Source organism: Sorangium sp. So ce1014, assembly GCF_051521505.1.
GTDB lineage: Bacteria > Myxococcota_A > Polyangia > Polyangiales > Polyangiaceae > Sorangium.
Genome location: NZ_CP150356.1, coordinates 6,416,280 through 6,440,998, shown reverse-complemented (window position 1 = coordinate 6,440,998; position 24,719 = coordinate 6,416,280). Strand labels below are relative to the sequence as shown.

At 71.8% G+C, this 24,719-nt stretch carries 18 protein-coding genes; 10 read left to right on the top strand and 8 right to left on the bottom strand.

Translation table 11 applies throughout. The features are described 5' to 3' along the window. The first annotated feature begins 473 nt into the window (after positions 1 to 473). From WME75_RS24235 to ltrA (WME75_RS24220), 4 genes are all read left to right on the top strand, one after another. A complete protein-coding gene (locus tag WME75_RS24235; RefSeq protein WP_437475749.1) occupies positions 474 to 1,301 on the top strand; it encodes a reverse transcriptase domain-containing protein in 828 nt (275 codons plus the stop codon). Between the two features lie 506 nt (positions 1,302 to 1,807). Further along, positions 1,808 to 3,061: a group II intron reverse transcriptase/maturase gene (gene ltrA, locus WME75_RS24230; RefSeq protein WP_437475748.1), complete on the top strand. Its 1,254-nt coding sequence runs from the start codon at positions 1,808 to 1,810 to the stop codon at positions 3,059 to 3,061. Between the two features lie 7 nt (positions 3,062 to 3,068). Further along, positions 3,069 to 3,686: a group II intron maturase-specific domain-containing protein gene (locus tag WME75_RS24225; protein WP_437475747.1), complete on the top strand. Its 618-nt coding sequence runs from the start codon at positions 3,069 to 3,071 to the stop codon at positions 3,684 to 3,686. A gap of 408 nt (positions 3,687 to 4,094) precedes the next feature. Further along, positions 4,095 to 5,609 (top strand): group II intron reverse transcriptase/maturase, encoded by a 1,515-nt coding sequence (gene ltrA / locus WME75_RS24220; RefSeq protein ID WP_437475746.1) that lies wholly within the window; start codon positions 4,095 to 4,097, stop codon positions 5,607 to 5,609. A gap of 527 nt (positions 5,610 to 6,136) precedes the next feature. Here ltrA (WME75_RS24220) and WME75_RS24215 read toward each other — a convergent pair. Together WME75_RS24215 and WME75_RS24210 are read right to left on the bottom strand one after the other, a co-directional pair. Beyond that, positions 6,137 to 7,216, bottom strand: a complete 1,080-nt coding sequence (locus WME75_RS24215) for a serine/threonine-protein kinase (protein WP_437475745.1) — start codon at positions 7,214 to 7,216, stop codon at positions 6,137 to 6,139. Between the two features lie 593 nt (positions 7,217 to 7,809). Next, a complete protein-coding gene (locus tag WME75_RS24210) occupies positions 7,810 to 8,427 on the bottom strand; it encodes a hypothetical protein (protein ID WP_437475744.1) in 618 nt (205 codons plus the stop codon). Between the two features lie 411 nt (positions 8,428 to 8,838). Here WME75_RS24210 and WME75_RS24205 point away from each other — a divergent pair, with 411 nt between their 5' ends. Then, the gene (locus WME75_RS24205) at positions 8,839 to 9,471 is read left to right on the top strand and encodes a hypothetical protein (protein WP_437475743.1); all 633 of its coding nucleotides are present in this window, start codon (positions 8,839 to 8,841) and stop codon (positions 9,469 to 9,471) included. A gap of 57 nt (positions 9,472 to 9,528) precedes the next feature. Beyond that, positions 9,529 to 13,155 carry an SNF2-related protein gene (locus WME75_RS24200; protein WP_437475742.1) on the top strand — a complete coding sequence of 1,209 codons (3,627 nt, stop codon included), beginning with the start codon at positions 9,529 to 9,531 and terminating at the stop codon, positions 13,153 to 13,155. A gap of 6 nt (positions 13,156 to 13,161) precedes the next feature. Here the strand turns inward: WME75_RS24200 and WME75_RS24195 are convergent, their stop codons facing one another. From WME75_RS24195 to WME75_RS24185, 3 genes are all read right to left on the bottom strand, one after another. Then, positions 13,162 to 13,752, bottom strand: a complete 591-nt coding sequence (locus WME75_RS24195) for a Uma2 family endonuclease (RefSeq protein ID WP_437475741.1) — start codon at positions 13,750 to 13,752, stop codon at positions 13,162 to 13,164. 78 nt (positions 13,753 to 13,830) lie between these two features. Beyond that, entirely contained in the window at positions 13,831 to 15,261 is a 1,431-nt protein-coding gene (locus WME75_RS24190) for an MATE family efflux transporter (protein WP_437475740.1), read from the bottom strand. A gap of 181 nt (positions 15,262 to 15,442) precedes the next feature. After that, a complete protein-coding gene (locus tag WME75_RS24185; RefSeq protein ID WP_437475739.1) occupies positions 15,443 to 16,693 on the bottom strand; it encodes an MFS transporter in 1,251 nt (416 codons plus the stop codon). A 97-nt stretch (positions 16,694 to 16,790) separates the two neighbouring features. Here WME75_RS24185 and WME75_RS24180 point away from each other — a divergent pair, with 97 nt between their 5' ends. From WME75_RS24180 to WME75_RS24165, 4 genes are read left to right on the top strand one after another with little or no spacing between them, the layout of a single operon-like run. Next, positions 16,791 to 17,024 (top strand): hypothetical protein, encoded by a 234-nt coding sequence (locus tag WME75_RS24180; protein WP_437475738.1) that lies wholly within the window; start codon positions 16,791 to 16,793, stop codon positions 17,022 to 17,024. Further along, positions 17,017 to 17,511, top strand: coding sequence for a nucleotidyl transferase AbiEii/AbiGii toxin family protein (locus tag WME75_RS24175; RefSeq protein WP_437475737.1), 495 nt, complete (start codon positions 17,017 to 17,019; stop codon positions 17,509 to 17,511). Before WME75_RS24180 ends, WME75_RS24175 begins: the two co-directional genes overlap by 8 nt. Positions 17,512 to 17,568: 57 nt before the next feature. Further along, a complete protein-coding gene (locus WME75_RS24170) occupies positions 17,569 to 19,971 on the top strand; it encodes a hypothetical protein (protein ID WP_437475736.1) in 2,403 nt (800 codons plus the stop codon). A gap of 47 nt (positions 19,972 to 20,018) precedes the next feature. Further along, positions 20,019 to 22,205 (top strand): hybrid sensor histidine kinase/response regulator, encoded by a 2,187-nt coding sequence (locus WME75_RS24165; RefSeq protein ID WP_437475735.1) that lies wholly within the window; start codon positions 20,019 to 20,021, stop codon positions 22,203 to 22,205. 26 nt (positions 22,206 to 22,231) lie between these two features. On the opposite strand, the gene WME75_RS24160 is transcribed toward WME75_RS24165, so the two are convergent. From WME75_RS24160 to WME75_RS24150, 3 genes are all read right to left on the bottom strand, one after another. Further along, positions 22,232 to 22,522: a hypothetical protein gene (locus WME75_RS24160; RefSeq protein ID WP_437475734.1), complete on the bottom strand. Its 291-nt coding sequence runs from the start codon at positions 22,520 to 22,522 to the stop codon at positions 22,232 to 22,234. A 191-nt stretch (positions 22,523 to 22,713) separates the two neighbouring features. Continuing rightward, entirely contained in the window at positions 22,714 to 23,391 is a 678-nt protein-coding gene (locus tag WME75_RS24155; protein ID WP_437475733.1) for a trypsin-like peptidase domain-containing protein, read from the bottom strand. A 340-nt stretch (positions 23,392 to 23,731) separates the two neighbouring features. Next, positions 23,732 to 24,718, bottom strand: a complete 987-nt coding sequence (locus WME75_RS24150; protein WP_437475732.1) for a hypothetical protein — start codon at positions 24,716 to 24,718, stop codon at positions 23,732 to 23,734. Between the last annotated feature and the right edge of the window lies 1 nt (position 24,719).

Below are 24,719 nucleotides of genomic sequence, written 5' to 3'. Positions count from 1 at the left end.
CATGGAGGTCCTGCGGATCTCCCCGGCCAAGGCTAGCCCCCAGCCGGAAGCGAGTCTTGCGTGGTCCGGAGGGCAGACCCCGGGCTGCGAAGCGTAGACAGCGAGCGTGAAAGCCTTGTATTGAGCCTCGAAATGCAATGCTCGGCGGGTGCCCAAGCTGTCAAAGGAGCGGAAGGCAACACCGGCGCGCTGGAACGCCGCGCGCGGCGAAGGGCTCGGCGCGTTGGACCCCCCGGGGTCGGAGACCAGGGCGTGCACGCAAGGGTTCCCCAGGAACCTGGGAGGCCCCGTCGCCTCCGAGAAGAGCCCGCCGCAACGGCGGGTGCGGTACCGCCGAGCGAAGGGAACGAAGCGAGGCGGGAAGGGTGACGAGGCGTCCGAGCACCTCGTAGTACCGATGAAGCGGGGGAACCGTCCCGAGGGACCCCGTGGAGGGAAGGGGGTGCCGGGGCATGGGGCTGCTGGAGGGAAAGATGAAGGAGACACCGGGCTCCCAGAACATCTCCACGAAACTCGAGCAGATAGCGAAGCTGGCGAGGGAAGCGCCTGGTACGGCGTTCACGACGCTCGCGCACCACATCGATATCGAGTGGCTGCGCGAGGCGTACCGTCGCACGCGCAAGGACGGCGCTGTGGGCGTGGACGGGCAGACCGCGGACGAGTACGCGGCGCACCTGGAGGACAACCTCCGGTCGCTGCATGAACGCGCGAAGTCCGGCACGTACCGCGCGCCGCCCGTGAGGCGGGTCCTCATCCCGAAGGGGGACGGGTCGCAGACGCGGCCCATCGGCATCCCGACCTTCGAGGACAAGGTCCTGCAACGCGCGGTCGTCATGGTGCTGGAGGCGATCTACGAGCAGGACTTTCTACACGGCTCGTATGGCTTCCGGAGGGGGCGCTCGGCGCATCAAGCGCTGCACGCGCTCCGTGACCAGGTGATGCGCATGGGCGGCGGCTGGGTCCTGGAGGTCGACATCCGGAAGTTCTTCGACACCCTCGACCATGGCCACCTCCAGGAGATCCTTCGTCGAAGGGTGCGCGATGGGGTGCTGCTGCGGCTCATCGGCAAGTGGTTGCATGCGGGCGTGCTGGAATCCGGGGCCGTGTCCTTCCCGGAGTCTGGTTCGCCTCAAGGCGGCGTGATCTCGCCGCTGCTGTCGAACGTCTACCTGCACGAGGTGCTGGACGTGTGGTTCGAGCAGGAGGTGAAGCCGCGGCTGCAAGGCCGCGCGTTTCTCATCCGGTACGCGGACGATTGTGCGCCACGACGGCGCGGAAAGGAGGCCTTGATGGCCGCCTGAAGCAGCCTTGCTGCACGAGAGATGAGGGAGGACCCCTCGGGATCGGGTCGCAGGGCCAGGTCCCAAACCACCGGAAGCTGCTTGGGCCCAATGGCCCGGGTGGTGAGCGTTCACGGAAAAGGCGGGACAAACCCGTCAGGTGAGAGCCGGGAAGGCGAACGTGAGTGAACCGCTGACGACGTGTCGAAAGCGTAGGGACGTCATCGAAACCAGGCTCCAGTCGTTGGCCTGGGACAAAGCTCGGGGGATTCCTGCTTGCTGCCCGAGCGGTGACCGGCATGAAGGCGGCGCGAGCCCGGCTCAGGCTCTCGTGCGGAACGTGGGAACCTGTCGCTCCGATGCGAAGGGAGAACTCCGAGTGGTGGACCCACGAGGGGGAAGAGTACCGATGCGGGGCGCAGGGGCGGATGGGCTCGTAGTAGCGTTGAAGCCTGGTAACGCGGGCGGAGCGAAGGGGCCCAACGACCTGGCCGCGGGCATGGGTCAACCGGCAACGGGAGGAGCCCATGTCTGAGGCGAAGCCTTACGACATTCCGAAGCAGCTCGTCTGGGATGCGTACCAGCGGGTAAAGGCGAACCGAGGCGCAGCGGGCGTGGACGGCGAGTCGCTTGCGATGTTCGAGAAGGACCTGAAGGGCAACCTCTACAAGGTCTGGAACCGGATGTCGTCGGGCTCGTACTTTCCGCCGCCCGTGCGGCTCGTCGAGATTCCGAAGGGCAACGGAGGCACACGTCCCCTCGGCATCCCCACGGTGGGGGACCGCGTGGCGCAGACGGTCGTGAAGATGGTCCTCGATCCGGTCGTGGAGCCCATGTTCCATCCGGATTCGTACGGCTATCGGCCCGGTCGGTCGGCGCTCGACGCGGTGGCGGTGGCGAGGAGACGATGCTGGAGCGCCGACTGGATCATCGACCTTGACATCAAGGGCTTCTTTGATGCGCTGGTCCATGAGCTGGTCGAGCGCGCCGTGGCGCACCACACGGACAACCCCTGGATCCGGCTGTACATCGCCCGGTGGCTCCGCGCCCCCGTGCAGAAGCCGGATGGCACGGTGGAGCAGCGTACGAGGGGCACGCCGCAAGGCGGGGTCGTCAGTCCGCTGTTGGCCAATCTATTCCTGCATTATGCGTTCGATCACTGGATGCGGAGGACCTTCCCGAGCGTCCCGTTCGAGCGCTACGCGGACGATGCCATCGTCCACTGCAGGAGCGAGCGGCAGTCCCGCATGGTGCTGGAGGCCATCCGTCGTCGGTTCGAGCAGTGCGGTCTGGAGCTTCATCCGACGAAGACCCGGATCGTCTACTGCAAGGACGACGATCGGTGCGGGGAGTTCGAGCACGTCGCGTTCGACTTCCTGGGCTACACCTTCCAACCTCGACGGGCGAAGAATCGCTGGGGGAAGCACTTCGTGAGCTTCCTGCCAGCGATGAGCACCAAGGCAGCCAAGGCGGTCCGCGAGACCATCCGCAGATGGCGGATGGCGTCGACCAGGAACAACCAGCGCCTGGAAGATCTCGCGCAGCTCGTCAATCCGGTGGTGCGGGGTTGGATGAACTACTACGGGCGGTTCTACCGCTCGAAGTGCGTCCAGGTCCTTCGCCATCTCAACGAGGCCCTCGCAGCATGGGCGCGACGGAAGTACAAGCGGCTGCGACGTCGAGAGCGCGCGTCGATGCACTGGCTGGGGCGCATCGCGCAGCGGGATCCGAAGTTGTTCGTCCTGTGGCAGCTCGGCGTCCGGCCCGAGGCTGGGTCGTAGGAGCCGGATGAGGCGAGAGCTTCACGTCCGGTTCTGGGAGGGCCCGGGGGTGCGATTCCCCCGGGCTACTCGACTCGTCCTGGCGTTCTCGCACGAGGAAGACGCTCGTCGCGTTCTGGCCGTGCTCCCGAAGAGGTTCGGCAAGTACGGCCTTGCGCTCCACCCGGACAAGACCCGGCTCGTCGAATTCCGTCGGCCCGACCGTCGGCCTCCCCCGGAGGATCGATCGGATCGTGGACCCAACACGTTCGACCTGCTGGGCTTCACCCACTACTGGGGCTTGTCTCGTCGAGGCAGGTGGGTGGTCAAGCAGAAGACCGCCTCCGATCGCTTCCGCCGCGCGCTGAAGCGGATCGCGGAGTGGTGTCGGCAGCATCGGCACCAGGCGATCGGGGAGCAGCAGCGCTCGCTCTCGCAGAAGCTGCGAGGTCACTTCGGGTACTTCGGCATCACGGGGAACTCCGAGGCGATCAGCCGCTTCCGTGAGCGGGTCATCGGCATCTGGTGCAAGTGGCTCGGTCGTCGCTCCCAGAGAGCGCGGATCAACTGGGACCGCAGGCACATGCTGCTGGAACGCTACCCCCTCCCACTTGCCCGGGTCGCGAGGCCGTACTCACCCGCGTAGCGAATCCATGTCGCGAAGAGCCGGATGCGGTAGCCCCGCACGTCCGGATCTGGTGCGCCGGTGGAAAACCGGCATGAGAACGTAGGTGAGCACGATGAGAAGGAAACATCGACGAATCGAGCAAGTCCTACCCCAGGAGGAGTCCACCCCTGGGAAGTCCATTCCTTGCGCAGCGTGGGGCGACCCACGAGGCGAAGCGTAGGAGGGCACGTGAGCGAGCCGGGCGATCGAGCCTCGAAACGACTACATTTGGGGGAGCCAACGCATTCGGATCATGCGGATGGCCATGGCGAGGTTCCGAACAACGTGGACCTGGAACCGCCGCTCCCTCCGGGGTCAAAGAGTTCGGCACGGTCACATATGTCTCATGCACGGGAACCGGGAGACCTCGAAGGGGCTGGCGATCCGATGGTGGATCGGTGGCACGGGCGGGAAGGCAATGGCCGCAATCCGCAGCAGTCCTTCAAGGAGTCGGACGCGCGCACTGTACCAACCTGCAAGAAGTCGGCGAACTCGTGGGTAATGCCCGAGGAGTCGATGGAGGGAAAGCGCGCGGCCAACGGGAAACTCGCTCCACGAAACGCGCTCCGGGCTCAGGACCGGGCAGGCGCGCTCACGGCCACGGAGCGGGTCGGACAGCGAGCGAAGCAAGGAAAAGGGGAGCGGTTCACCAATCTGTTGAACCACCTCAAGGTGCCGCTGTTGAAGACGGCGTATGAACGCCTGAACAAGAATGCGGCGCCGGGCGTCGATGGGGTTACGTGGAGCAAGTACGGCGAGAATCTGGACGCACGACTGCGCGACCTTCAGGACCGCGTTCATCGCGGCAGCTATCATCCGCAACCGGTGCGGCGCGTGCACATCCCGAAAGGAGATGGTCGTACGCGGCCGCTCGGTATTCCCGCACTGGAGGATAAAATCGTCCAGCAAGCGGCGCGGATGATCCTGGAGCCCATCTATGAGCAAGAGTTTCTCGGGTTTTCGTACGGCTTCCGGCCTGGCCGGTCGCAGCACCGAGCCCTGGATGCTCTCGCGGTGGCAATCAGTAGGAAGGTGAGCTGGGTGCTCGATGCGGATATCCGTGCGTTCTACGACACCATCGAGCACGGATGGATGCAGAAGTTCTTCGAGCACAAGATCGCGGACCGACGCATGGTGCGGCTGCTGATGAAGTGGCTGCACGCGGGCGTCGTGGAGAAAGGCGAGCTGCGCGCGGTGGAGGAGGGAGCGCCGCAAGGGGGTGGGATCAGCCCCTTGATGTCGAATGTCTACCTGCATTACGCGCTCGATTTGTGGGTTCAGCAATGGCGCAAGCGGCACGCACGAGGTGAAGTCTACGTCGTGCGCTACGCCGATGACGTGGTGCTGGGCTTTCAGTTCGAACAGGACGCGCGCGCGATGCAGTCGGCCATGGCCGAACGCCTCGCGAAGTTCGGCCTGGAGCTACACCCGGAGAAGACCCGGGTGCTTCGGTTCGGGCGTTATGCCCGCAAGGACAGTGAGCGGGACGGGCACCCGCGGCCCGAGACGTTCGACTTTCTTGGATTCACCCACATTGCGACTGAGTCGCGATTGAGGCGTTTCATGCTGATGCGCCGCACTGCCAGGAAGAAACGCGCAGCGAAGATGATCTCGCTGCGCGAAGAGATGCGACGTCGGATGCACGAGCCCCTGAAGAAGCAGCATGGGTGGCTCTGCTCGGTGATCCGTGGGCACGACAATTACTACGGCGTGCCCACCAACCATCGAGCGCTTGCCTCGTTTCATCGAGAGGTGCAGCGGTGCTGGTACCGTCAGCTTCAACGACGGGACCAGCGCTCTCGATGGCCCGTCAGCAAGTTCAAGCACCTCGACGCTCGATACCCTCTTCCGCCTCCGCGCGTCGTGCACCCCTGGCCCGATCGAAGATTCGCTGGCCCGTAGACCGGAGGTGGGAGCCCGGTGCGGGAAATCTGCACGCCGGGCTCTGTCCGGGGGGCGACCCGAAAGGGTCGTCCCTACCGGGACTGGGGGCCCTGGGGGAGCAATCCCCCAGGGCTACCCGAGCGGCTTTGCGCCTTTGCGCCTTTGCGCCTTTGCGTTGAATTCTGGCTGCTCCGCAGAATATGCGCTGTGCGTACGAATAACGCCTGGGTCAGTTGGCGCCGAATCCGGATTTCCGGGCAGCGTGGCCGCGTGTCCGCTGTCGTGTGAGACAGGTCGCGCCATGCTCGCTGGACGGCCCCCCCCGGTTTCCTGGACGGCCCGGTCCATTTCCTGGACGGCCCCACCCGGTTCCTGGACGGCGCGCCTGGGTTCCTGGACGGCCCCACCCGGTTCCTGGACGGCCCCACCCGGTTCCTGGACGGCGCGCCTGGGTTCCTGGACGGCCCCACCCGGTTCCTGGACGGCGCGCCCGCTTCCTGGCGAGGCAGAAGCGGCGCGAGATCCACGATCAGGGCGTTTGTGCCCTAGCGTTCCAGGAGGCGCGCTGTCATCGCCTGCGCGGCGTCGGCGACCCGGGCGGCAGCGCGCGCCGCGTCGCTGACCACCTCGTCCACGCGGCGCGCGCCGTCGCTCCCGGCCCGCCCCCAGAGAAGCGCCGCGGGCACCGCGATCCCGAGCGCCACCGCCACCCCGGCCGCCGCGACGCGCCAGCGCCGCCCCCGCGCCGCGGCCGGCGGCGTCACCGGCGCCCCTGCCGCGGCCGCGAAGGCGGCGATCATCGCCTCCACGCTGGGGAACCGCTCCGACGGGCTGATGGCGAAGGCGCGCGCGAACCACGCCTCCAGGGCGGGCGGCGCGCCCGGGCACAAGGTGGCCAGCGGGGGGCGCCCGCTGACCAGGATGGCCGCGAGCACGGCGGCCAGGTTGCGCCCCGGGAACGGCTGCTGCCCGGTCAGCGCCTCGTGCGCGACGACCGCGAGCGACCACAGGTCGAGCTGCGGGCCCGCCTGCCCGTCGCACGTGTGCTCCGGGCTCAGGTACGCAGGCGTGCCGAGCACCACCCCGTCCGCGGTCCGGCGGCGGAAGTCGACAGGCCGATCCTGCCCGACCCACTTGGCGATCCCGAAATCGGCGATCTTGGCGCGGAGGTGCCCGTCGCTCCCCTCGATGAGCAGGATGTTCGCCGGCTTGATGTCCCGGTGCACGATGCCGAGGCCGTGCGCCACCGACAGCGCCTCTCCGAGCTGCCGGAGGAGCGCCGTCACCTCGACGGCCGGCATCGTTCCCCGCTCCTGGAGCAGCTGCCGCAGCGACCTGCCGCGCACGTACTCCATCACGAGGTACGGCCCCGCCGCCGGGTCCTCCCCCGCGTCGTGCACCGCGACGACGCCGCCGGTCTTCTGCCCGAGCTGCGCCGCGACCCGCGCCTCCAGGCGGAACCGCTCGATCGCGTCGAGGTTCCGGCCGCCCCGCGCGACAACGAGGAACTTCAGCGCGACGTCGCCGTGCCGGACGCTGTCGTGCGCGCGCCAGACCTCGCCCATGGCGCCGCGCCCGAGCGGGAGCTCGAGCCGGTAACGCCCGCCGACGAGGCGGCCTCGCATCCGTCCGGCGCGGCGCGAGGAGGCTGGGCGGGAGTCTGCGGGTCGATCAGCGAGCGCGGCCGCAGCGCGCGCGCCGTCTCTTCTCTGGGAATCGGGTTGTGGATCGAACGAGGATGGCTGGAACACGATCGAGCACCTCCGTGCCGCCTCTGTCTCCCAGACGCGTCGGTGTGCCTCTCGGGCGACGCGCTTGGGCCAGGGACCGGGGCATGCCCAGAGCGTATCCTCAAGACGGGACCCTGGGAATCCCGGACAGCGCTCCCGCAGAGCGCTTGTTGCGGCCTTGTGCTCACAAGGTCGCATGGCGGCGCTGTGCGTCGGCGTCTGCACCACATGGATCTCCCTCGGCGGTCGAAACCGAGCAGGGCGGAGGGCAAAGCGATCTTGCCGTGGATGACGGAGTGTAGAGAACGCGCGTGCGAGCGCGAAGCAGACCCATCCTGCCCGGCGGGGCATGGGGGCCTCGCGCCTCCACGCGTGGCGCGGCCGGCAAGCGGAGCGTACAGCACCGCCGTACACGGGCAGCGCGGCGAGGCGCTCGACCTTCGTGCTGTGTCAGAGCGGCTGTGGCGCGACCGGGGGCGCGCGCCGGATCAATGCGCCACGCAGATGCCGGCGCAGTCAGCGCTGCCGGTGGCCGTATCGCAGTCGTCGCCCGGGTCGTCGACGCACTCGAGCCCGTCGGGGCAGGGGAAGCCCGCGAAGCCGCCGCACATGACGGGCTTGGGCTCGACGCAGACGCCGGCGCAGTCAGCGCCGCCGTGCTCTGGGTCGCAGTCGTCGCCCGGGTCGTCGACGCACTCGAGCCCGTCGGGACAGGGGAAGCCCGCGAAGCCGCCGCACATGACGGGCTTGGGCTCGACGCAGACGCCGGCGCAGTCAGCGCCGCCGTGCTCTGGGTCGCAGTCGTCGCTCCGGTCGTCGACGCACTCGAGCCCGTCGGGGCAGGGGAAGCCCGCGAAGCCGCCGCACATGACGGGCTTGGGCTCGACGCAGACACCGGTGCAGTCAGCGCCGCCGTGCTCGGGGTCGCAATCGTCGGTCGGGTCGTCGACGCACTCGAGCCCGTCGGAACAGCTCGTCCCGAGGAAGCCGCCGCACTCCTGTGTTTTTTGCGGCTCCTGCGTCTCCCCGACGTCGCCGTCGCTCTCCGCCTGGCAGCCGACGAGTCCAATCATGATGAGCAAGAAAGCCAATCCTGTGTGGCGCATCAGAACCTCCGCATCGTGCTTGTTCGAGCCCTGATGCGGCCACCGGATCGGTGATCGCGCGGCAGCCTGGCGCGCAGGCGCCGCCAGGGGAGGACACCCCTGACGCCACCGCCCAGGCCACCTTCAGGGCTCCTGTCGTCTCTGCTCCCCGAGGCGCGTCCTTCGGGGAGCGGCGCGCCATCGTCGCGCCTGCCTTCGCCTGTCTTGAAGCAGCTTCGGTGCCAGCGGGATTTGGCACAGCTCGCGCGGAGATCGCGGCCTGCCGCGGGGGGGGCATCGCGGTTCGTTGTGTCTCACTTGTGTATCGACATGTCTCAGTGTGCCAACGGTGAGACAGTCGGCTCGTGAGCCTCGCACGGAGGCGACGGCGCCGCGGCCGGAGGACGCCTCCGCATCGAGACGTTCGAGGCGGTGCGGAACGCCTGGCCGGAGCGCCTGCCGCTCACCGTCCGGCTCTCGATCACGGACTGGGTGGATGGCGGGGTCACGGTCGAGGAGTCGATCGAGCTGACGAAACGGCTCAAGGCGTCCGGCCTCGATCTGCTCGACGCGAGCCACGGGGTCGTCGTCCCCGAGCTCTCCAGGGCCCCCTGGGGCCCGGCTTCCTGCTCCCGCACGCCGGGCGCGGCAGGTCGCGCAGGCGCTCTGCGCGGGAGAGGGCGGGGCGCGGATGGCGGCGGCGATCCGCTGCGCGCTGTCCACGACCACGACCACGACGACCACGACCACGACCGCGGAGGAGCCGTCGCTCGCTCCGGTAAGGAGCGCGAGGCGAAGCTCAGGGAGCAGGCTCGCCAGAACGCCGAGGCGCAGCAGAGGCACCAGGCGGCGAAGGTCGATCTCGAGCAGGACGTGCGCCGCGTCGCCGACCAGCTCACCCCCGGCGAGAAGAAGGCGCTTAACAGGCTGTATAAATCGAAGCACTTTCCCAGGGCAAAGCTCGATTCAACGTGGATGGGCTATCGCACCGACGACCAGAAGAAGGCGCGCCTGAAGGAGCTCCTCAAGGAAGCAGAGAAGAACGAGAACCCCAAGAAGAAATGAGGCGTAAAAATGCCCTTGAACCGGGCCCGCGCACCCACAACGTTACGCGGCCCGACCATGCCAGGAGACCCCCAGGCCGTCCCCCCCGCAGCCCCGGCGGCGCCGTTCGAGACCCGCGCGGCCCTCCTGTCCTGGCTCGCGCACCACGGCATCGCGCACGTCGCCCGGCTGAACCTCGAGGCGGCGGCCCCGCGCGTCGACCCCGCCCTCTGGCCCGAGCTGCGGATCCTCGGCGCGCGGCGGCGCCTCATCGACCTCGCGAGCGCCGACGAGCTCGCGTGCTCGCTCGACTGGCTCCCGCCCTCGCGCCTCCGCGACGCGCTGCCGCCCCTCGTCCTCCGCTTTCTCGAGGACGAGCGCGCCGGCGCGGCGCTCGCGCGCGCCGCCGTCCCCGCGCTGCTGCGGGCGCCCGACGAGCCGCGGGCCCTCCCGGCGCACGATCTGCTCTGCGCCCTGCGCGCCCGCGTCCCGGACGCCGTGGCCCCGCGCCCCGAGCGGGCGCTCCGGGCCGCCGCGCTGCGCTTCGACGCCGCGCTGCCCGGCTTTCGCCTCGACGACCCGCTGCCCTTCGAGTCGCAGCGCGTGGGCGCCGGCTTCGTCCGGCCCGAGGCGCGGCTGATCCTCGCGCCCGGGGCGCCCCGCGCCGAGTGCGGCTGCGGCGCGGTCGACTGCGTGCACGTGCTCGCGGCCATCGACGCGGCGCTGCTCTGGCTCCGCCAGCCCCCGGGCGACGCCTTCTCCCGGGCGCTCGACGAGCTCGGGCGCCCCGCCTGGGAGCGCACCTTGCTGGCGCTCGACAGGGCCCTCGACGACGGCCCCGGCGCGCGCGCCGGCGTCGAGCTCACCTTCCGGCTCGACGTCGTCGAGGGCGCCGGCGTCGCGGTCGCCCCCTGGATCCACCGGCTCGGCAAGAAGGGCCAGCGCGGCGCCGGCGCGCGGATCGGCCGGAAGCGCCTCCTCCTGGAGCACGGCGCGAAGCTCTCCTCCGACGACGCCCGCGTCGCCGCCCTCCTGCCCGACGGCGACGGGTTCGCGTCGCGGGCGCTGCTCGACGCGCTCATCGGCCACCCGCGCCTCTTCCTCGACGAGGCCCCCGACGTCGCGGTGCGCATCGAGCGCACGCCGGTGGGCCTCGTGGCCGAGGAGCGCCACGGCGCCGTGCGGGTGAGCGCCGGCGTCGAGGGCACCGCGCTGCCTCCGGCGCTGATCGAGCGCGTGCGCCGGGCCCGCCCCGAGGAGGTGGTGTTCCTCTGGGACTGGGACAAGGGCGCGCGCCGGCTCACGCTGCTCGACGTCAAGGCCGAGGTCCGGGCGCTCGTCGATGTGCTCCTGCGCGACGGCAACGTCTTCCCGCCCGAGAGCCACGCCGCCCTCCTCTCCGCGCTGTCGCGGTGGGCGCAGCGCGTGCCTGTCGCCATGCCGCGCAGCGTGATGGGCGAGTCGGTCCCGCCGGAGCTGCTCCCGGTGCTGCGGCTCACGGCCCAGCCCCGCGGCGCCGTGGAGGTCGAGCTGCGCATCCGGCCGCTCGCCGACGGCCCGGCCCTCGTGCCGGGCGCGGGCGCCCGCGACGTGCACGTGCGGCGCGGGGAGAAGGCCCTGCACGCGCTGCGCGACCTGCGCCGGGAAGAGGACTTCGCCGCCGCGCTCGCCGCCGCGCTCCCGCTCGCCGGCGCCGAGCCGTTCGAGGAGCGTCGCTTCCACTACCGCTTCGCCAGCGCGCACGGCGCGTTCGACCTGCTCGCGGCCTGCGCGGCGCGCGAGCCGCCGCCGGAGCTCGAGTGGGTGGGCGCGCCCCTGCGCGTCGTGGAGAGCCGCGGTCCCCACGCGCTCAAGGTCGCCCTCGAGCGGCGGCGCGAGTGGTTCGGCGTCCTCGGCGGCCTGCGCGTCGAGGGAGAGCGCGTGGAGCTGGCCCGGCTGCTCGATGCGGCGCGGCGCGGGGAGCGTTACGTGCAGGTCGAGGCGCAGACCTACGTCGAGCTGGGCGAGGCCCTGCGCCTCCACCTCGAGCGCCTGTCGGACCACGTGCACGCCACCCGGCACGGCCTCTCGGTGGGCCCCTCGGCCGCCGGCGTGCTGTGGGAGCTCGAGCGGGACGGCGCCGCGCTCGAGGCGGACGGCGCCTTCCGGCAGCTCGCCGAGCGCGTCGCCGCCGCCGGCGAGCTCTGCCCGGCCGTCCCTCCGGCGCTCGGGACCGAGCTTCGCCCGTACCAGCTCGACGGCTATCGCTGGCTCGTGCGGCTCGCGGCCTGGGGGGCCGGCGGCGTGCTCGCCGACGACATGGGGCTCGGCAAGACCGTGCAGGCGCTGGCCGTCCTGCTCGAGCGCAGCGCCCGCGGGCCGGCGCTCGTCCTCGCCCCGACCTCGGTGGCCTTCAACTGGAGGGACGAGGCGCAGCGCTTCGCGCCCTCCCTGCGCCTCACGCTCTACGCGGACGCGCCCGACCGCGACGACGCGCTCGCGCGGCTCGGCCCGGGCGACGTGCTGGTGCTCAGCTACGGCCTGCTCGTGCGCGACGCCGCGCGCCTCTCCGCCCGGCGCTTCGCCACCGTCGTCTTCGACGAGGCCCAGAACCTGAAGAACGCGACCACCCTGCGCGCGCGCGCCGCGAGGGCGCTCCAGGCGGACTTCAGGTTCGCGCTCTCGGGCACGCCGATCGAGAACCACCTCGGCGAGCTCTGGAGCCTCTTCGCGATCGTCTTTCCCGGCCTGCTGGGCGGCTGGGATTCGTTCCGCGACCGCTACGCCACGCCGATCGAGCGGCAGAGCGACCCGGCCGCGGCGCCCGCGCTCGCGCGCGTGCTCGCCCCCTTCCTCCTCCGGCGGACCAAGGCGCAGGTGGAGGCCGAGCTCCCGGCGCGCACCGAGGTGCGCGTGCCGGTCGTGCTCTCGGGCGCCGAGTGGCAGCTGTACGAGGACGCGCGCCTCGCGGCGCTGTCCGATCTCGAGACGCGCCGGTCGGTGCGGCGCGAGCAGGAGCGGCGCGTCGAGGTGCTCGCGGCGCTCACGCGCCTGCGGCTGCTCACCTCGCACCCGCGCCTCTACGACGAGCGCTCGGAGCTCGCCTCGTCGAAGCTCGCGCGCTTTCTGGAGCTCGTCGAGGAGCTGCGGGCCGAGGGGCAGCGCGCCCTCGTCTTCAGCCAGTTCACCTCGCACCTCGCGCTCGTGCGCGAGGCGCTCGAGGCGCGCGGCGTCGCGTACGTCTACCTCGACGGCGAGACGCCCCGGAAGGCGCGTGGCGAGCGGGTGCGCGAGTTCCAGGAGGGGGCGGCGCCGCTCTTCCTCATCTCGCTCAAGGCGGGCGGCTTCGGCATCAACCTCACGGCGGCGACCAACGTGATCCACCTCGATCCCTGGTGGAACCCCGCGGTCGAGGACCAGGCCTCGGATCGCGCGCACCGCCTGGGCCAGCGGCGGCCGGTCACCATCTACCGCCTCGTGGCGCTCGGGACGATCGAGGAGCAGATGCTGTCGCTGCACGAGCAGAAGCGGTCGCTCGTGGCCCAGGTCCTCGGCGGCAAGGACGCGGCGGGCAAGCTCTCGACGCAGGACCTCCTGGGGCTGCTCTCGGAGCGGCTTCCGGGGCCGGACGGCGGGGAGGGCGGCGAGGGCGGCGAGGGCGGCGAGGGGGAGGGCGCGATGGGGTTCGACGAGGACCACGGCGCCGGGGTGCCGGCGCCCGCCTGAGGGGCGCTACGTCGCCCAGAGCACGGCGAGCTCGATCTCGATCGCCTGGAAGGGCGCGGCGCGGACGCGCGCGGCGTCGCGGTGGGTGGCGACCGGGGTAAAGCCGCGGCCCGGGGCGAGCGAGAAGACCTCCAGGGTTCGCTGGAGGGGGTCGACAAGCCACGCGTGCTGCACGCCCGCGCGCGCGTAGAGGGGCATCTTCTCCTTGCGATCGTGCTGCTCGGTCGAGGGGCTCAGGACCTCGCAGATCCAGTCCGGAGCGAGCGAGAAATAGGGCGTGTCGGGCAGCTCGGGCATGCGCTGGCGCCGCCAGCCGGCGATGTCCGGCACGACCGCCTCCACGTCGCCCGGCGACTCCGGATCGGGGAAATGCAGCTCCGGCTCGTCCAGGATCCACCACCCGCCCGGTCCGTTCTTGCCGTGGTCGAAGGGACCACCGAGCTCGATGCCAAGGCTCGACGCCGCGCGCGCATGCCGCGGCGCCGGCCGCGGGAAGACGTGCAGCACGCCGCGGATGAGCTCTGCCACCTTGTTCGGCGGCACGGCCTCGAGGTCGGCGTAGGTGGCGCGGCGGGGCTTCTCGGCGGGGTGGCCCATGGGCTCAGCCTGCCTGCGGGAGCGCGGCCAGGCAAGCCGCCGCGCCGGGCGACCGGCCGGTGCGGCTGCCCGCCGTCCTCACGCCTCGCCGACCTCGTTCGCGAAGGTCTTTGCGGGGTCGGCCTGTCGTGTTGCGTCCTCCGGAGGGGCCGGCTGGACGAGGGACCGCTTCCATCGCCCCGAGAAATAGTAGGCCATGCTGGCGATCATCGACAGGAAGAAGCTCAGCGCGATGGCGTACCAGACGCCCTCCACGCTGTGCATCTCGCGGGAGAGCCAGTAGGCGAGCGGATTGCGGATCACCCAGAGGCTGAGCAGGGAGATCACGGTCGTGACCACGGTCGCGCCGGAGCCGTTGATGATGCCGTTGCTCACGAAGGAGAGGCCGAAGAAGAGATAGCACGCGCCCACGATATGCAGGTACGAGACGCCGAGCCCGATGACGACCGGATCGGTGATGAACACCCGGAGGAGCGCCTCGGGGAAGAGGATGGCCGCCGCCGAGATCAGGAGCGTCATCCCGCCGCTGAACACGCAGCCCCACGTGAAGACCTCGCGCACGCGGTCGTGGCGCCCGGCGCCCAGGTTCTGCCCGGCGAGCGTCGATATCGCCATCCCCAGGGTGATCGCGGGCAACACGGCGATCTGGTCGATCCGCGAGGCCGCGCCGAACGCCGCGGTCGCGACCTCCCCGAACCCGTTCACGATCCCCGTCACCACCACCATGCCCAGCGAGACCACCGACTGCTGGATGGACGCTGGTACGCCGATACGGCACGTCTTCCGGATCGTCGGACCGAGCTGGCGGAAGCGCGGCCACCTCGGCGCGATCGGCGATCTCCGGACGTGGAGATGGAGGTTGAGCGCCGCGAGCAGGAGGATCTGAGAGACGAGCGTGGCCCAGGCCGTCCCGTTCAGGCCGAGCTCGGGCAGCCCCAGCCGCCCGAAGATGAGCAGCGGATCGAGCACCGTCGTGAGCAGGACGGAGCCGAGCTGAAAATAGAGAGGCGTCTTCGAGTCTCCCGTCCCCTGGAGCATGCTCCGGAGCGCGAACATGCCGAAGCTGAAGGGCAGCGAGAGCAGGTAGATCCGGAGGTAGCTCACCGCCGGCTGGAGGACGTCTGGCGGCGTGTCCATCGCCCGGAGGATCTCGGGCGTGAAGACCTCTCCGAGGGCCGTCAGCACGATGCCGAGGCCGTAGATGAGCACCGTGGAGCCGTCCACCACGCGCCGCAGCTCGTCGAACCGCCTGGCGCCGAAGCTCTGCGAGACGAGGATGTTCGTCGCCAGGGTCATCCCCATCCCGACGCCGAAGATCGTGAAGATGACCGGAAAGCTCACGGTGACGGCCGCCAGGGCCCCGGTGCCCAGGAACTGACCCACCCAGATGGCGTTGATGAAGCTGTAGGCCGTCTGAAGGAAGCTCCCGAGGAGCATCGGGAGCGAGAACGTCACGAGGTGTCTGGGGATGCTGCCGGTCGTCAGATCGGTTCCGAACTTCGGTTTCATCGGGTTCCTCGCCCGCGGGGGGGCGGAAGGGGGAGCGTGGATGGCGGGTCGAGCGCGGCGTAACGTAGCCGACGCGCGGCGACAGTCCATTCCCGCTGGCCCGCGGCTCGCCGTCGGCGCCGGCGGCTGAGCGCGTCAGTCCTTTCTATGTGCGCGACGGCGAGAGGAGTGACTCGCGCGCTCACACCGCCCGCAGCCGCCACACCGCGGGGCGCAGCAGCAGGAGCGGCGCGGCGAAGCCGGCGATCACGCCGGCCCACACCGTCGCTTCCACGCCGATCCGGCCGGCGAGCCATCCGGCCGCCAGGGTGCCCGCCGGCAAGAGCGCGCCGGTGAGCACGTGGAGCGTGGCGTTGACCCGGCCGAGCACGTGCAGCGGCAGCATCGATTGCCGGACGCTCACCGCGTGGATCATGAACGCCACGAGGAACGCGTCCCCGAGGAGCTGGTGCAGCACGAGGGCAGGGACCGCGAGCGGCCCGAGCTGCACGGCCAGCGGGATGAGCGCCGTGCTGGCCTGACCCACGAGGAGGCTGAGGATCATCGCCGGCCCGGCGCCGAGGCGACGGCCCAGCCAGCCCGCGAGGACGCTGCCGCCCAGCGCGCCGACGCCGCCCACGCTGATGATCAGCCCGACCGCGGCGGGATCCAGCCGCAGGTGCTCCAGGAGATAGAGCATGTACAGCGCGAAGAACGCCCCTCCGCTCAGCAGGGCGTGCGCGCCCATGGCGAGGAACGTCGCCCCGATCACGGGGTGGCCGAGGCCGTGGCGCAACCCCACCCGGAGATCCTCGAGCAGCGAGGCGCCCCCCTCGGCCGCGTCGCCCCCGGCGGCGGCCGGCGCCTCGATCGCCCGGATGCGCCCGAGGAGCGCCGCCGACCCGAGATACGAGAGCGCGTCCGCCACCATCGTCAGCGGCGCGGTGAGCACCTGGATCAGGAGGCCCGCGGCGCCGGGGCCGGCGATCTCCGCGGCGGCCTCGGTCCCCTCCAGCCTGGCGTTCGCCTCGACGAGGCGGTCCTGCCCGACCAGCGCCGGCAAGTACGCGTTGTCGGCGATCTGGAACAGGGAGGTGGCCATGCCGACCAGCGCGGCCACCACGGAGAGGTGGAGGAGGGTGAGCGCGCCGGCCCAGGCCGCGATCGGCACCGAGAGGATCAGCGCGGCGCGCACGAGATCCGCGCCGATGAGCAACGGCCGCTTGCGCGACCGATCGACGAGCCCACCCGCGAAGAGCCCCACCAGGACGCCCGGCGCGGTGGACAGGGCCGAGAGCACCGCGACGCCACCCGCGTCGGCCCCGAGGCTCACGATGGCGATCACGGGCAGCGCCGTCCGGCTGACACGGCTGCCCAGCGCGCTCACCGCCTGCGCCGCCCAGAGACGCAGGAAATCGGGGTGGTGAGAGAGGCCGGCGGGGGGAGGGGACATCGCGGGGGGCGAGCAGAGCAGAGAAGAATGGAGACAAGAAGAATTGCGGTGGCTCACGAGCACCCGGCGGGCCCGGTGGGCATGCTACACGACAGGCATGGACCGCGACGATCGCACAGGCGAAGTCTTTCTCCGGGTCGTGGGTCGACGCACCGCACCGCCGCTCGGCGAGCCCCCACCCCCCGCGTCGCGCGACGCGCTCGCCGCCATGGCGCACTATCGAACACGGGCGCCCAAAGGGATCTTCGTGTACCGCAGCCACGCCGAGATGGAAGCCGACAGGCTGCGCTGGACCGTCGATGCCATGATCGATCGCGCGCGCCGTGGCTGAGTACACGCGCCCGGCCACGTGGGACGACGTCAAGCTGCTCGCCCGCTACCTCGATGAGGCAGGCGTACGCTGGGCGCTGATCGGTGGCTATGCGATCGCCGCGCACGGGTTCGTCAGGTTCTCGGAAGACGTCGACATCCTCGTCGATCCGTCCACCGAGAACGCGAAGCGCTGGATCGCGGCGCTCGCCCGGCTGCCCGACGGCGCGACGCGCGAGCTCGTCGGCGAGGAGGATGTCTTTGAACGCGAAGGTCCGTACGCCATCCGGGTCAACGACGAGTTCACCATCGACGTGATGCCTTCGGCCTGCGGCCACGGTTGGGCCGAGCTGGAGCCCTACGTGGAGGAGCGCTTCATCGACGGTGTCCGGCTGCGGATCCTCGGGCTCGAAGGATTGCTGAAGACCAAGGAAGGCATGCGCGACAAGGATCGCGCCGACGCCGCGGTGCTGCGCGCGGCCCTGGACGCGCTTCGCGCCGCGAAATGAGGGTCGCCTCTCCGGGCAGGCGCGGCTACTAAGGCAGCCCTGGAGGCTCCCGCGCCCATGCCCACGCTGCTCGGTTCACCGGCCGTAAGGCTCGGCGCAGCGCTCGTCGCGATCGCGATGGCGCTCGTCGGCTTCCTGCCCCTCTTCGACGGCCCCGGCTACGAGAGCGCGATCGCCGCGGGCCTCCTCGTGCCGAGCGTCGCGGCGATCACGACCGCCCTCGACGTCGCCGCCCACCGGCCCCTGCCGGTCGAGGCCTTCCGCCGGGGCGTCGCGAACGGCGCCCTGCTCGCGCTCGTCGCGTACGCCACCACGCTCGGGCACGGCCTCCGCGCCGGCTTCTGCGACGTGCTCGGCGGCTCCGCGCACTTCGCCCTCGGGCCCGTCCTCGGCGCGGCGCTCGGCGGCGCCTGGGGCGCGGTCGCGGGCGAGCTCGCCGCCGGCATCCGGCGCGAGGACGCCGCGCCCCCACCCCCGGCATGGCGGCGCCGGCTCGTCGCCGTCCTCGCCGCGCTCGCCGCCCCGCTCGCATCGATCGGCGTGAGCGCCGTCCGCTTCTACACGAGCCCGATCGTCTTCGCCTACGACCCCTTCGTCGGCTTCTTCAGCGGCACCCTCTACGACACGGTCGTCGACGCCTCCGGGCTGCTCACCTACCGCGCCGGGACGCTGGCCACCCTGTTCGCCGCGTCCGTGCTCGCGCAGCACCTCGTGCACGACGCGGGCGGCCGGATCTCGTTCCAGCCGCAAGGCCGCCCCGGGCTGCTCCTGCTCGGCGCGGCGAGCGCCGCGCTGAGCGCCGTGAACCTCCTCGGAGGCGCGCGCCTCGGCCACTTCCAGACCTCCGAGACCATCGCGGCCGAGCTCGGCGCGTTCTCGCAGGGCCAGCGCTGCGAGGTCGTCTACCCGCGCGGCATGCGCGAGGGCGACATCCAGCGCTTCGTGCGCGAGTGCGACGCCCACATCGAGGCCGGCGAGCGCTGGCTCGGCGCGCCCGCCGAGCGGGACGGCGAGCCGCTCCGGGTCCGCGCCTACCTGTTCGAGAGCGCGGCGCAGAAGGGCGCGCTCATGGGCGCGTCGCGCACGTACGTCGCGAAGCCGTGGCGCCGCGAGGTGTACCTGCAGGCCGCCGGCTTCCCGCACCCGACGCTCGGACACGAGATCATGCACGTGCTCGCCGGCGCCTTCGCCCGCGGCCCGTTCAAGGTCGCCGGGCGGCTCGGCGGGTGGCTCCCCGACCCGGGCCTCATCGAGGGGATCGCCGTCGCCGGCTCGCCCAGGGAAGGCGAGGACCTGAGCCCGCGCGAATGGGCCAAGGCCATGAGAGATCTCGGGATCTTGCCGCGGCTCTCGCGCCTCTTCGCGCTCGGCTTCCTGGCCGAGAACTCGTCGACCGCGTACACCGTGAGCGGCGCCTTCGTCGGCCACGTGCGCGCGACGTACGGCCCCGCCGCGGTGCGCGCCTGGTACGGCGGGGAGGCGCTGCCGGAGATCACCGGCGCCTCGTGGGAGCCGATGGAGCGCGCGTGGCACGCCGAGCTCGACGCGCTGTCGCTCCCCGACGCCGCGAGGGCGCAGGCGAAGGCCCGGTTCGATCGGCCCGCCGTCTTCGAGCGGCGCTGCCCGCACGTGGTCGACGCGTGCACGCAGGAGGCGGAGCAGCTGCGCGCGCGCGGCGACCACGAGGGCGCCATCGCCGAGTACCGGCGCGTCCTCGCGCTCGACCGGAGCCCCGCGGCGCGCGTCGCCATCGCGGAGACGCGGCTCGCCAGCGACGCGCCCGGCAGCCGGGGCGAGGGGGTCCGCGAGCTCTCGGCCCTCGCCGGCGACGCGTCGGTGCCGCGCCACCTGCGCGACCGCGCGGCGGAGCGGCTCGGCGACGTCGCGCTCTCGGCCGGCGACCGGGAGGGCGCGGTGGGCTGGTACCGCGAGGTCGCCGGCCGCCTCGTCGACGAGGACCGGCTCCGGACGCTCGACGTCAAGGTCGCCGCCGCGCACGACGAGCGGGCGCGCGCGGCCGTCGTCGAGCTGCTGATCGGGACCCGCGGCGGCGCGCCGGATCGGTTCCGGGCGGCGGAGCTCCTCGGCGCCTGGGCCGCGCAGGCCCCGGGCGACGGCCTGCCGAGCTACCTCCTCGGCCGCCACTACCTGAACGACGGCCGCTTCGACGAGGCGGCCGATCGCCTGGACCGGGCGCTCGGGGCCCACCTGCCCGTCCAGCGGGTCTGGATCGAGGCCAAGCGGCTGCGGCTCGTCGTCGCGTGCGGCGTCGACGACGCCGAGGTCGCCCGCCGGATGTTCGCCCAGTACGCCGCCCACGACGGGGCGGCCGGCGCCGGGCCCGCCGTGAGCGAGGAGCGCCGGGACGCCGCCCTTCGCCTGCTGGAGCGGTGCGACCGCGCGGCGCCCCGGCCCGCGCCCCCGGCGACCCCATCCGACCCGCCGGCCGGACAAAAATGAAGAATGCCTCTCGTCCCCGCGCGCTGACGTGGTGAGATGGCGTGGAAATGCACGATGCGCCTGCGAGCGAGAGGTACCGTCGCCTCGTCGCGCTGAACGCTGTCCTCACCGTCGTCGCCCGCCACTCGAACCTCCTCTTGCCGAGGCCGTTCGAGGAGCTCGCCGACGCCGTGGGCCGGTTCGCCGCGTTCCAGGTCCTGGCGATGCTGTTTCCGGAGCCCGAGGGCGAGCTCCGCGCGTACGCGGCCTTCCGCGGCGACACGCTCGCCGCCGCGCCGTTCAGCGCGCTGGTCCCCGCGCCCGGGGCGCTCTTCCGGCGGGTGTTCGGCGAGGGCAAGGCGTTCTCCTGCGTCGACACCCGCGCGGGCGACGCGCTCGAGGGGATGGGGGCCTCCGTGGGGTGCCTCTCGTACGTCGCCCTCCCGGTGCGGGCCACGCCGCCCGGCGGTGAGGCCTCCGCGCGCTCCGGGCCGTCCGGCGGCCCCGTCATCGCGGCGCTCGTCCTGGGCTACGCCGACGTCGCGGCGGGGGCCGCCGCGCCGATCGAGCTCCTGGAGCAGCTCGCCGACACGCTCGGCGCCGGCCTGGATCGCTCGCTGCGCGTCGTCGCCGGCGAGCGCGAGGCCGCCGAGCGGCTCCTCAGGATCCGCGAGCTCGAGGAGCAGCACAGGAACCTCCTCGACAACGCGCCGCTCATCATCTTCCGGCTGGATCCCGAGACCGGCGAGCTCTCGTTCCTGAACCGCCACGCCGAGCGGCTCCTCGGCGTGCCGGTGACCGAGGCGCTGAAGACGCCGGGCTTCCTCGGCGAGGCCCACGCCGATCCGGAGGGCGTGATGTGCTTCGAGGACGCGGTCGCGCGGGCCAAGCTCGGCGCCCCCTCGTCGTCCTACGAGGCGCGCCTGCGCCGGCGGGGCGGCGACGCGATCACCGCGCGCGGCACGGTGTATCCGCTCGTCTCGGATCGCGGCCGCGTCGTGGCGATCGAGGGCGTCCTCGCGGACGTGAGCACCGAGCACGCGGCGCGCACCCGGCTCATCCAGGTCGATCGCCTGTCGACGCTCGGCACGCTGGCGGCCGGCGTCGCGCACGAGATCAACAACCCCGCCGCGTTCATCCTGCTCGGCCTGGACATGCTCGATCGGCTGCTGCGCGGCCCGAACGTGCGCATGGAGGGCGCCGCCGCCTCGAGCGCGTCGGAGCTGCTCCGGGAGCTGCGCGACTCGATCAAGCGCATCGTCGACATCGTCCGCGATCTCAAGCTGTTCGCGAGCCCGCCGCAGCCCGAGGGGTCGCGGCGCGCGCTGACGGACGCGAACCGCACCGTCGAGTCGGCGCTGAGCCTCACGCGCGGCCAGATCATCGAGCGGGCGCAGATCGTGAAGAGCCTGTCGGAGGTGCCGCCGATCCTCATGGAGGACGGCCGGCTCGGGCAGGTCATCGTGAACCTCCTCGTCAACGCGGCGCAGGCGATCTCGAAGCCGGGCTCGAAGCACGAGGGGCGCGAGCAGACGGTGACGGTCGAGACGCGGAGCGACGGGGACACGGTCGAGATCGTGGTGACCGACACCGGCGCCGGGATCGCGGACGAGAACCTCCCGCGCATCTGGACGCCGTTCTTCACCACGAAGGGGCCCGAGGTCGGCACGGGGCTCGGGCTGTCGATCAGCCGCGAGATCATCGAGCGCGCGGGCGGGCAGATCACGGCGGAGAGCCCGGTCCCGGGGAGCGATCCGCCGGGCGGCGCGCGCTTCGTCATCTCGCTGCCCGCGGCGGGGCGCGCGGAGGAGGCGACGCCGAGCGTTGCGCCGGTGCCGCGGCTCGTGTCGACGCGGGCGCGGGTGCTCGTGGTGGAGGACGAGGCGTCGCTCGCGCGGGCGCTGTGCGAGCAGCTGGGCCGCGTGCACCAGGTGGCCGTCGCGCCGAGCGCGGACGCGGCGATGGGCATGCTCGCCGGCGGGCAGCGGTTCGACGTGGTGCTCTGCGATCTGCGGATGCCCGGCATGTCGGGCGACGTCTTCTACACGCGGATCCGCGAGAGCGATCCGGCGCTCGCGCAGGGGTTCATCTTCATGACCGGGGTCGGCTTCGGCGCCGACTTCGAGCGGTTCCTCGCGTCGTCGGGCCGCCCGCTCCTGGAGAAGCCGTTCTCCGCCGAGGACGCGCTGAGCGCGATCGCCGAGGTGGTCACGGCGAACCAGGCCGAGGAGCGGGAGAGCGCGAGATCGCGGTGACGCGCGCTCAGCGGTGACGCGCGGGGTCAGCCGAGGAGCTGCGCGCAGATCTGCTGGAGCTCCCGCAGCACGTCGGGGGTGGCCTGGAGGGTGATCCGGGCGTGGTGCTCGCCTCCAGCAGCGCTCGGCGCGCCCCAGCGGCCCCCGGCGCGTCGAAAAGCACGGTTGCGCCGCCGGGGAGCTGCACCAGCGCTCCCGGGACGCAGCCCGGCGGAGCCGGGGAACGGGACCAGCGGGCCGGGGAGCGCGGCCAGCGCGGCGGGGCAGCTGCACCAGCAGCTCGGAGGAGCGATATCAGCGCGGCGGGGCAGCTGCACCAGCAGCTCGGAGGAGCGAGACCAGCAGCTCGGGGAGCGCGGCCAGCAGCGCGGGGGAGCTGCACCAGCGGGTGCTGACAAGGGCTCCGGACGTGCTGGCGAGCGTCCATGACCTGCTGGCCGAGGCGCGGGCGCGCCGGCCGGAGGCCTTGGGGGTGCTCTCGATCACCCCGAGCGCAAGATCGCCTCCTCTACTCCGCCGCCGAGAGCCCTCTCATGAGGTGGGCGCGTAGGCTCTCCACAGGGTGGGCATTGCCCCACAGGACATCGCCGTCCGGACCGCCAGAGACCTGCAAGCCCACCACCTCGCCTCTGGCGTTCACCACCGGTGCTCCGCTTGTGGCGCGCAGCTCGAGGGTGGTGTCCTCGAACTGGTAGGCGAGCAGCATGGGTTTGGAATGGACCACGCGTGCCCGGTGCAGGTGCTGCCCCGCGGACGTTCCGCCGAGGACCTCGGCCACGAGCCACACGTCCTCGCCCGGCGCCGCGTTTCTGGGTGCGAGGCGCAGCGCGCGCGGGGAAAAGCTCGCGGGGGCGCGGAATGCCGCCACGTCGGTGGACCAATCCCCCGCCTCCTGGGAATGGCCGGCCGACGGCAGCACCACCATCGAGCCGGCCCGCTGCAGCCCCTCCTCGCCCGCGTCGATACCGGAGAAGTACACGGCGCGGACGAGCTGGCCGAGCTCCGTGGCGCTCACCTCCCGTTCGAGCCCTCCGGCCGTGCCGAACAGATGGTGGGCCGTGAGCCCGAGCGGACCGGCCTGCCCTGGGATGGCGGCGAAGAAGGCCGTCCCAGCGCTGATGCGCCCCTCTGCCGTGTCGAACTCGGGCCGCACGATGGCACCCCGGGGCAGCGACGGTGGTGTCACGGCCGCGGACAGGTTGCCGAGGGCCGACGTCAGGCCCGCATCGTTCTGCGCTGCCGGTAGGGATGAGTTACGGCACGCACCGAAGAAGGCAATCACGAGCAATGAGAGCCTGGGTGTGGGTCTCATGACGGTTCTTGCATCTCAAGGAACCGGGTGCGCGTCAATCGCGCGTCCTTGCCTGCCAAAGGCCGAGGCGTCCCGCGCGAAGGGTTTCCGGGTGCGGTCCGTCGTCGAGGACCGACAGGTCGAGATCGCGGAGCTGCTCTGGGCCGCCCATGACGTCGATCCGGGCGATTTTTCAGGCGCGCGCGCCGCGGATCGTGGACAGCGCAGAGCGATTCTACAGCTCCTCGACGCTGCGCCGCACCGCCAAGGCGAGGCCGCAACCCTCGATCTGCTCGCGATGGAGCACGCCCATCGGCGAGAGCCCTTGCTCGTCGACCCGCCGGCCCACGCGCAAAAGGACCTTCTTCGCCGCAAGATCCACGAGCGAGACGCGCGCCGAGCTCGCGAGCGTCTCGGTCTCGATCGGGCTCTCGACCACGACGATCAGGATCTCCGCGCCGGCCGCCTTCTTCGCCAGCTCGATCGGGGACTCCTCCAGCGCCTTGCGGAGCCGCCTCAGCGCCGAGAGCTCGGGGGCCGCCCGCACCGAGCCCTCGAACGCGGGGCCGAGCGCCGCGAGGCCGAGCCGCGCCTCGGCGAGCCGGCGGACGTTCGCGGTCTCCTCGTCGACCTTCGTCCCGCCGAAATACACGCCCCGCACCTTCGTGAGCCGATCGCGCTCCGAGGGGGAGGGCGGGGGCTTCATGAGGCACAGGAGGAACGCATCCTTGTCGGAGCCGCGCGCGGCGTCGTCGATCCCGCGAGCGTCGCGCAGCTCGGCGCGAGGAGCGCGCACGTACACCGCGGGCCGGCGGAGCAGGGCGTCGAGGGCCCCCGGAGCGCGGAGCGAGGGGTCGACGACGTCGGCGGGATCCCCGTCGCTGGCGGCCTCGCCGATCCAGCGATCCGTCGCCTCGACGAAGCTCTCGTGGCCCGCGGGGAGCCCCGCGCGGCGCTCGTCGAGCACGGTCAGCAGGGCGCGCCGTTCGGCCTCGACGGTGCGGCGATCGTGGACGTACATCGCGATCGCGAGGAGCCCGATGACCACCGCCGTCAGCAGCGTGAGCAGCCGTGCGCGCCCGAGCCGCTGCCCGCTCGCGAGCGTCCCCTCGATCCCGGATCGAGCCGCGTGATGGCGTGCGCGCGTCCCGTGGCTGACGGCCCGCTCCACGCGCGCGGTGAGCGCGGGGTTCATCCGCTCCGTCGTGAGGAACGTCGCCACG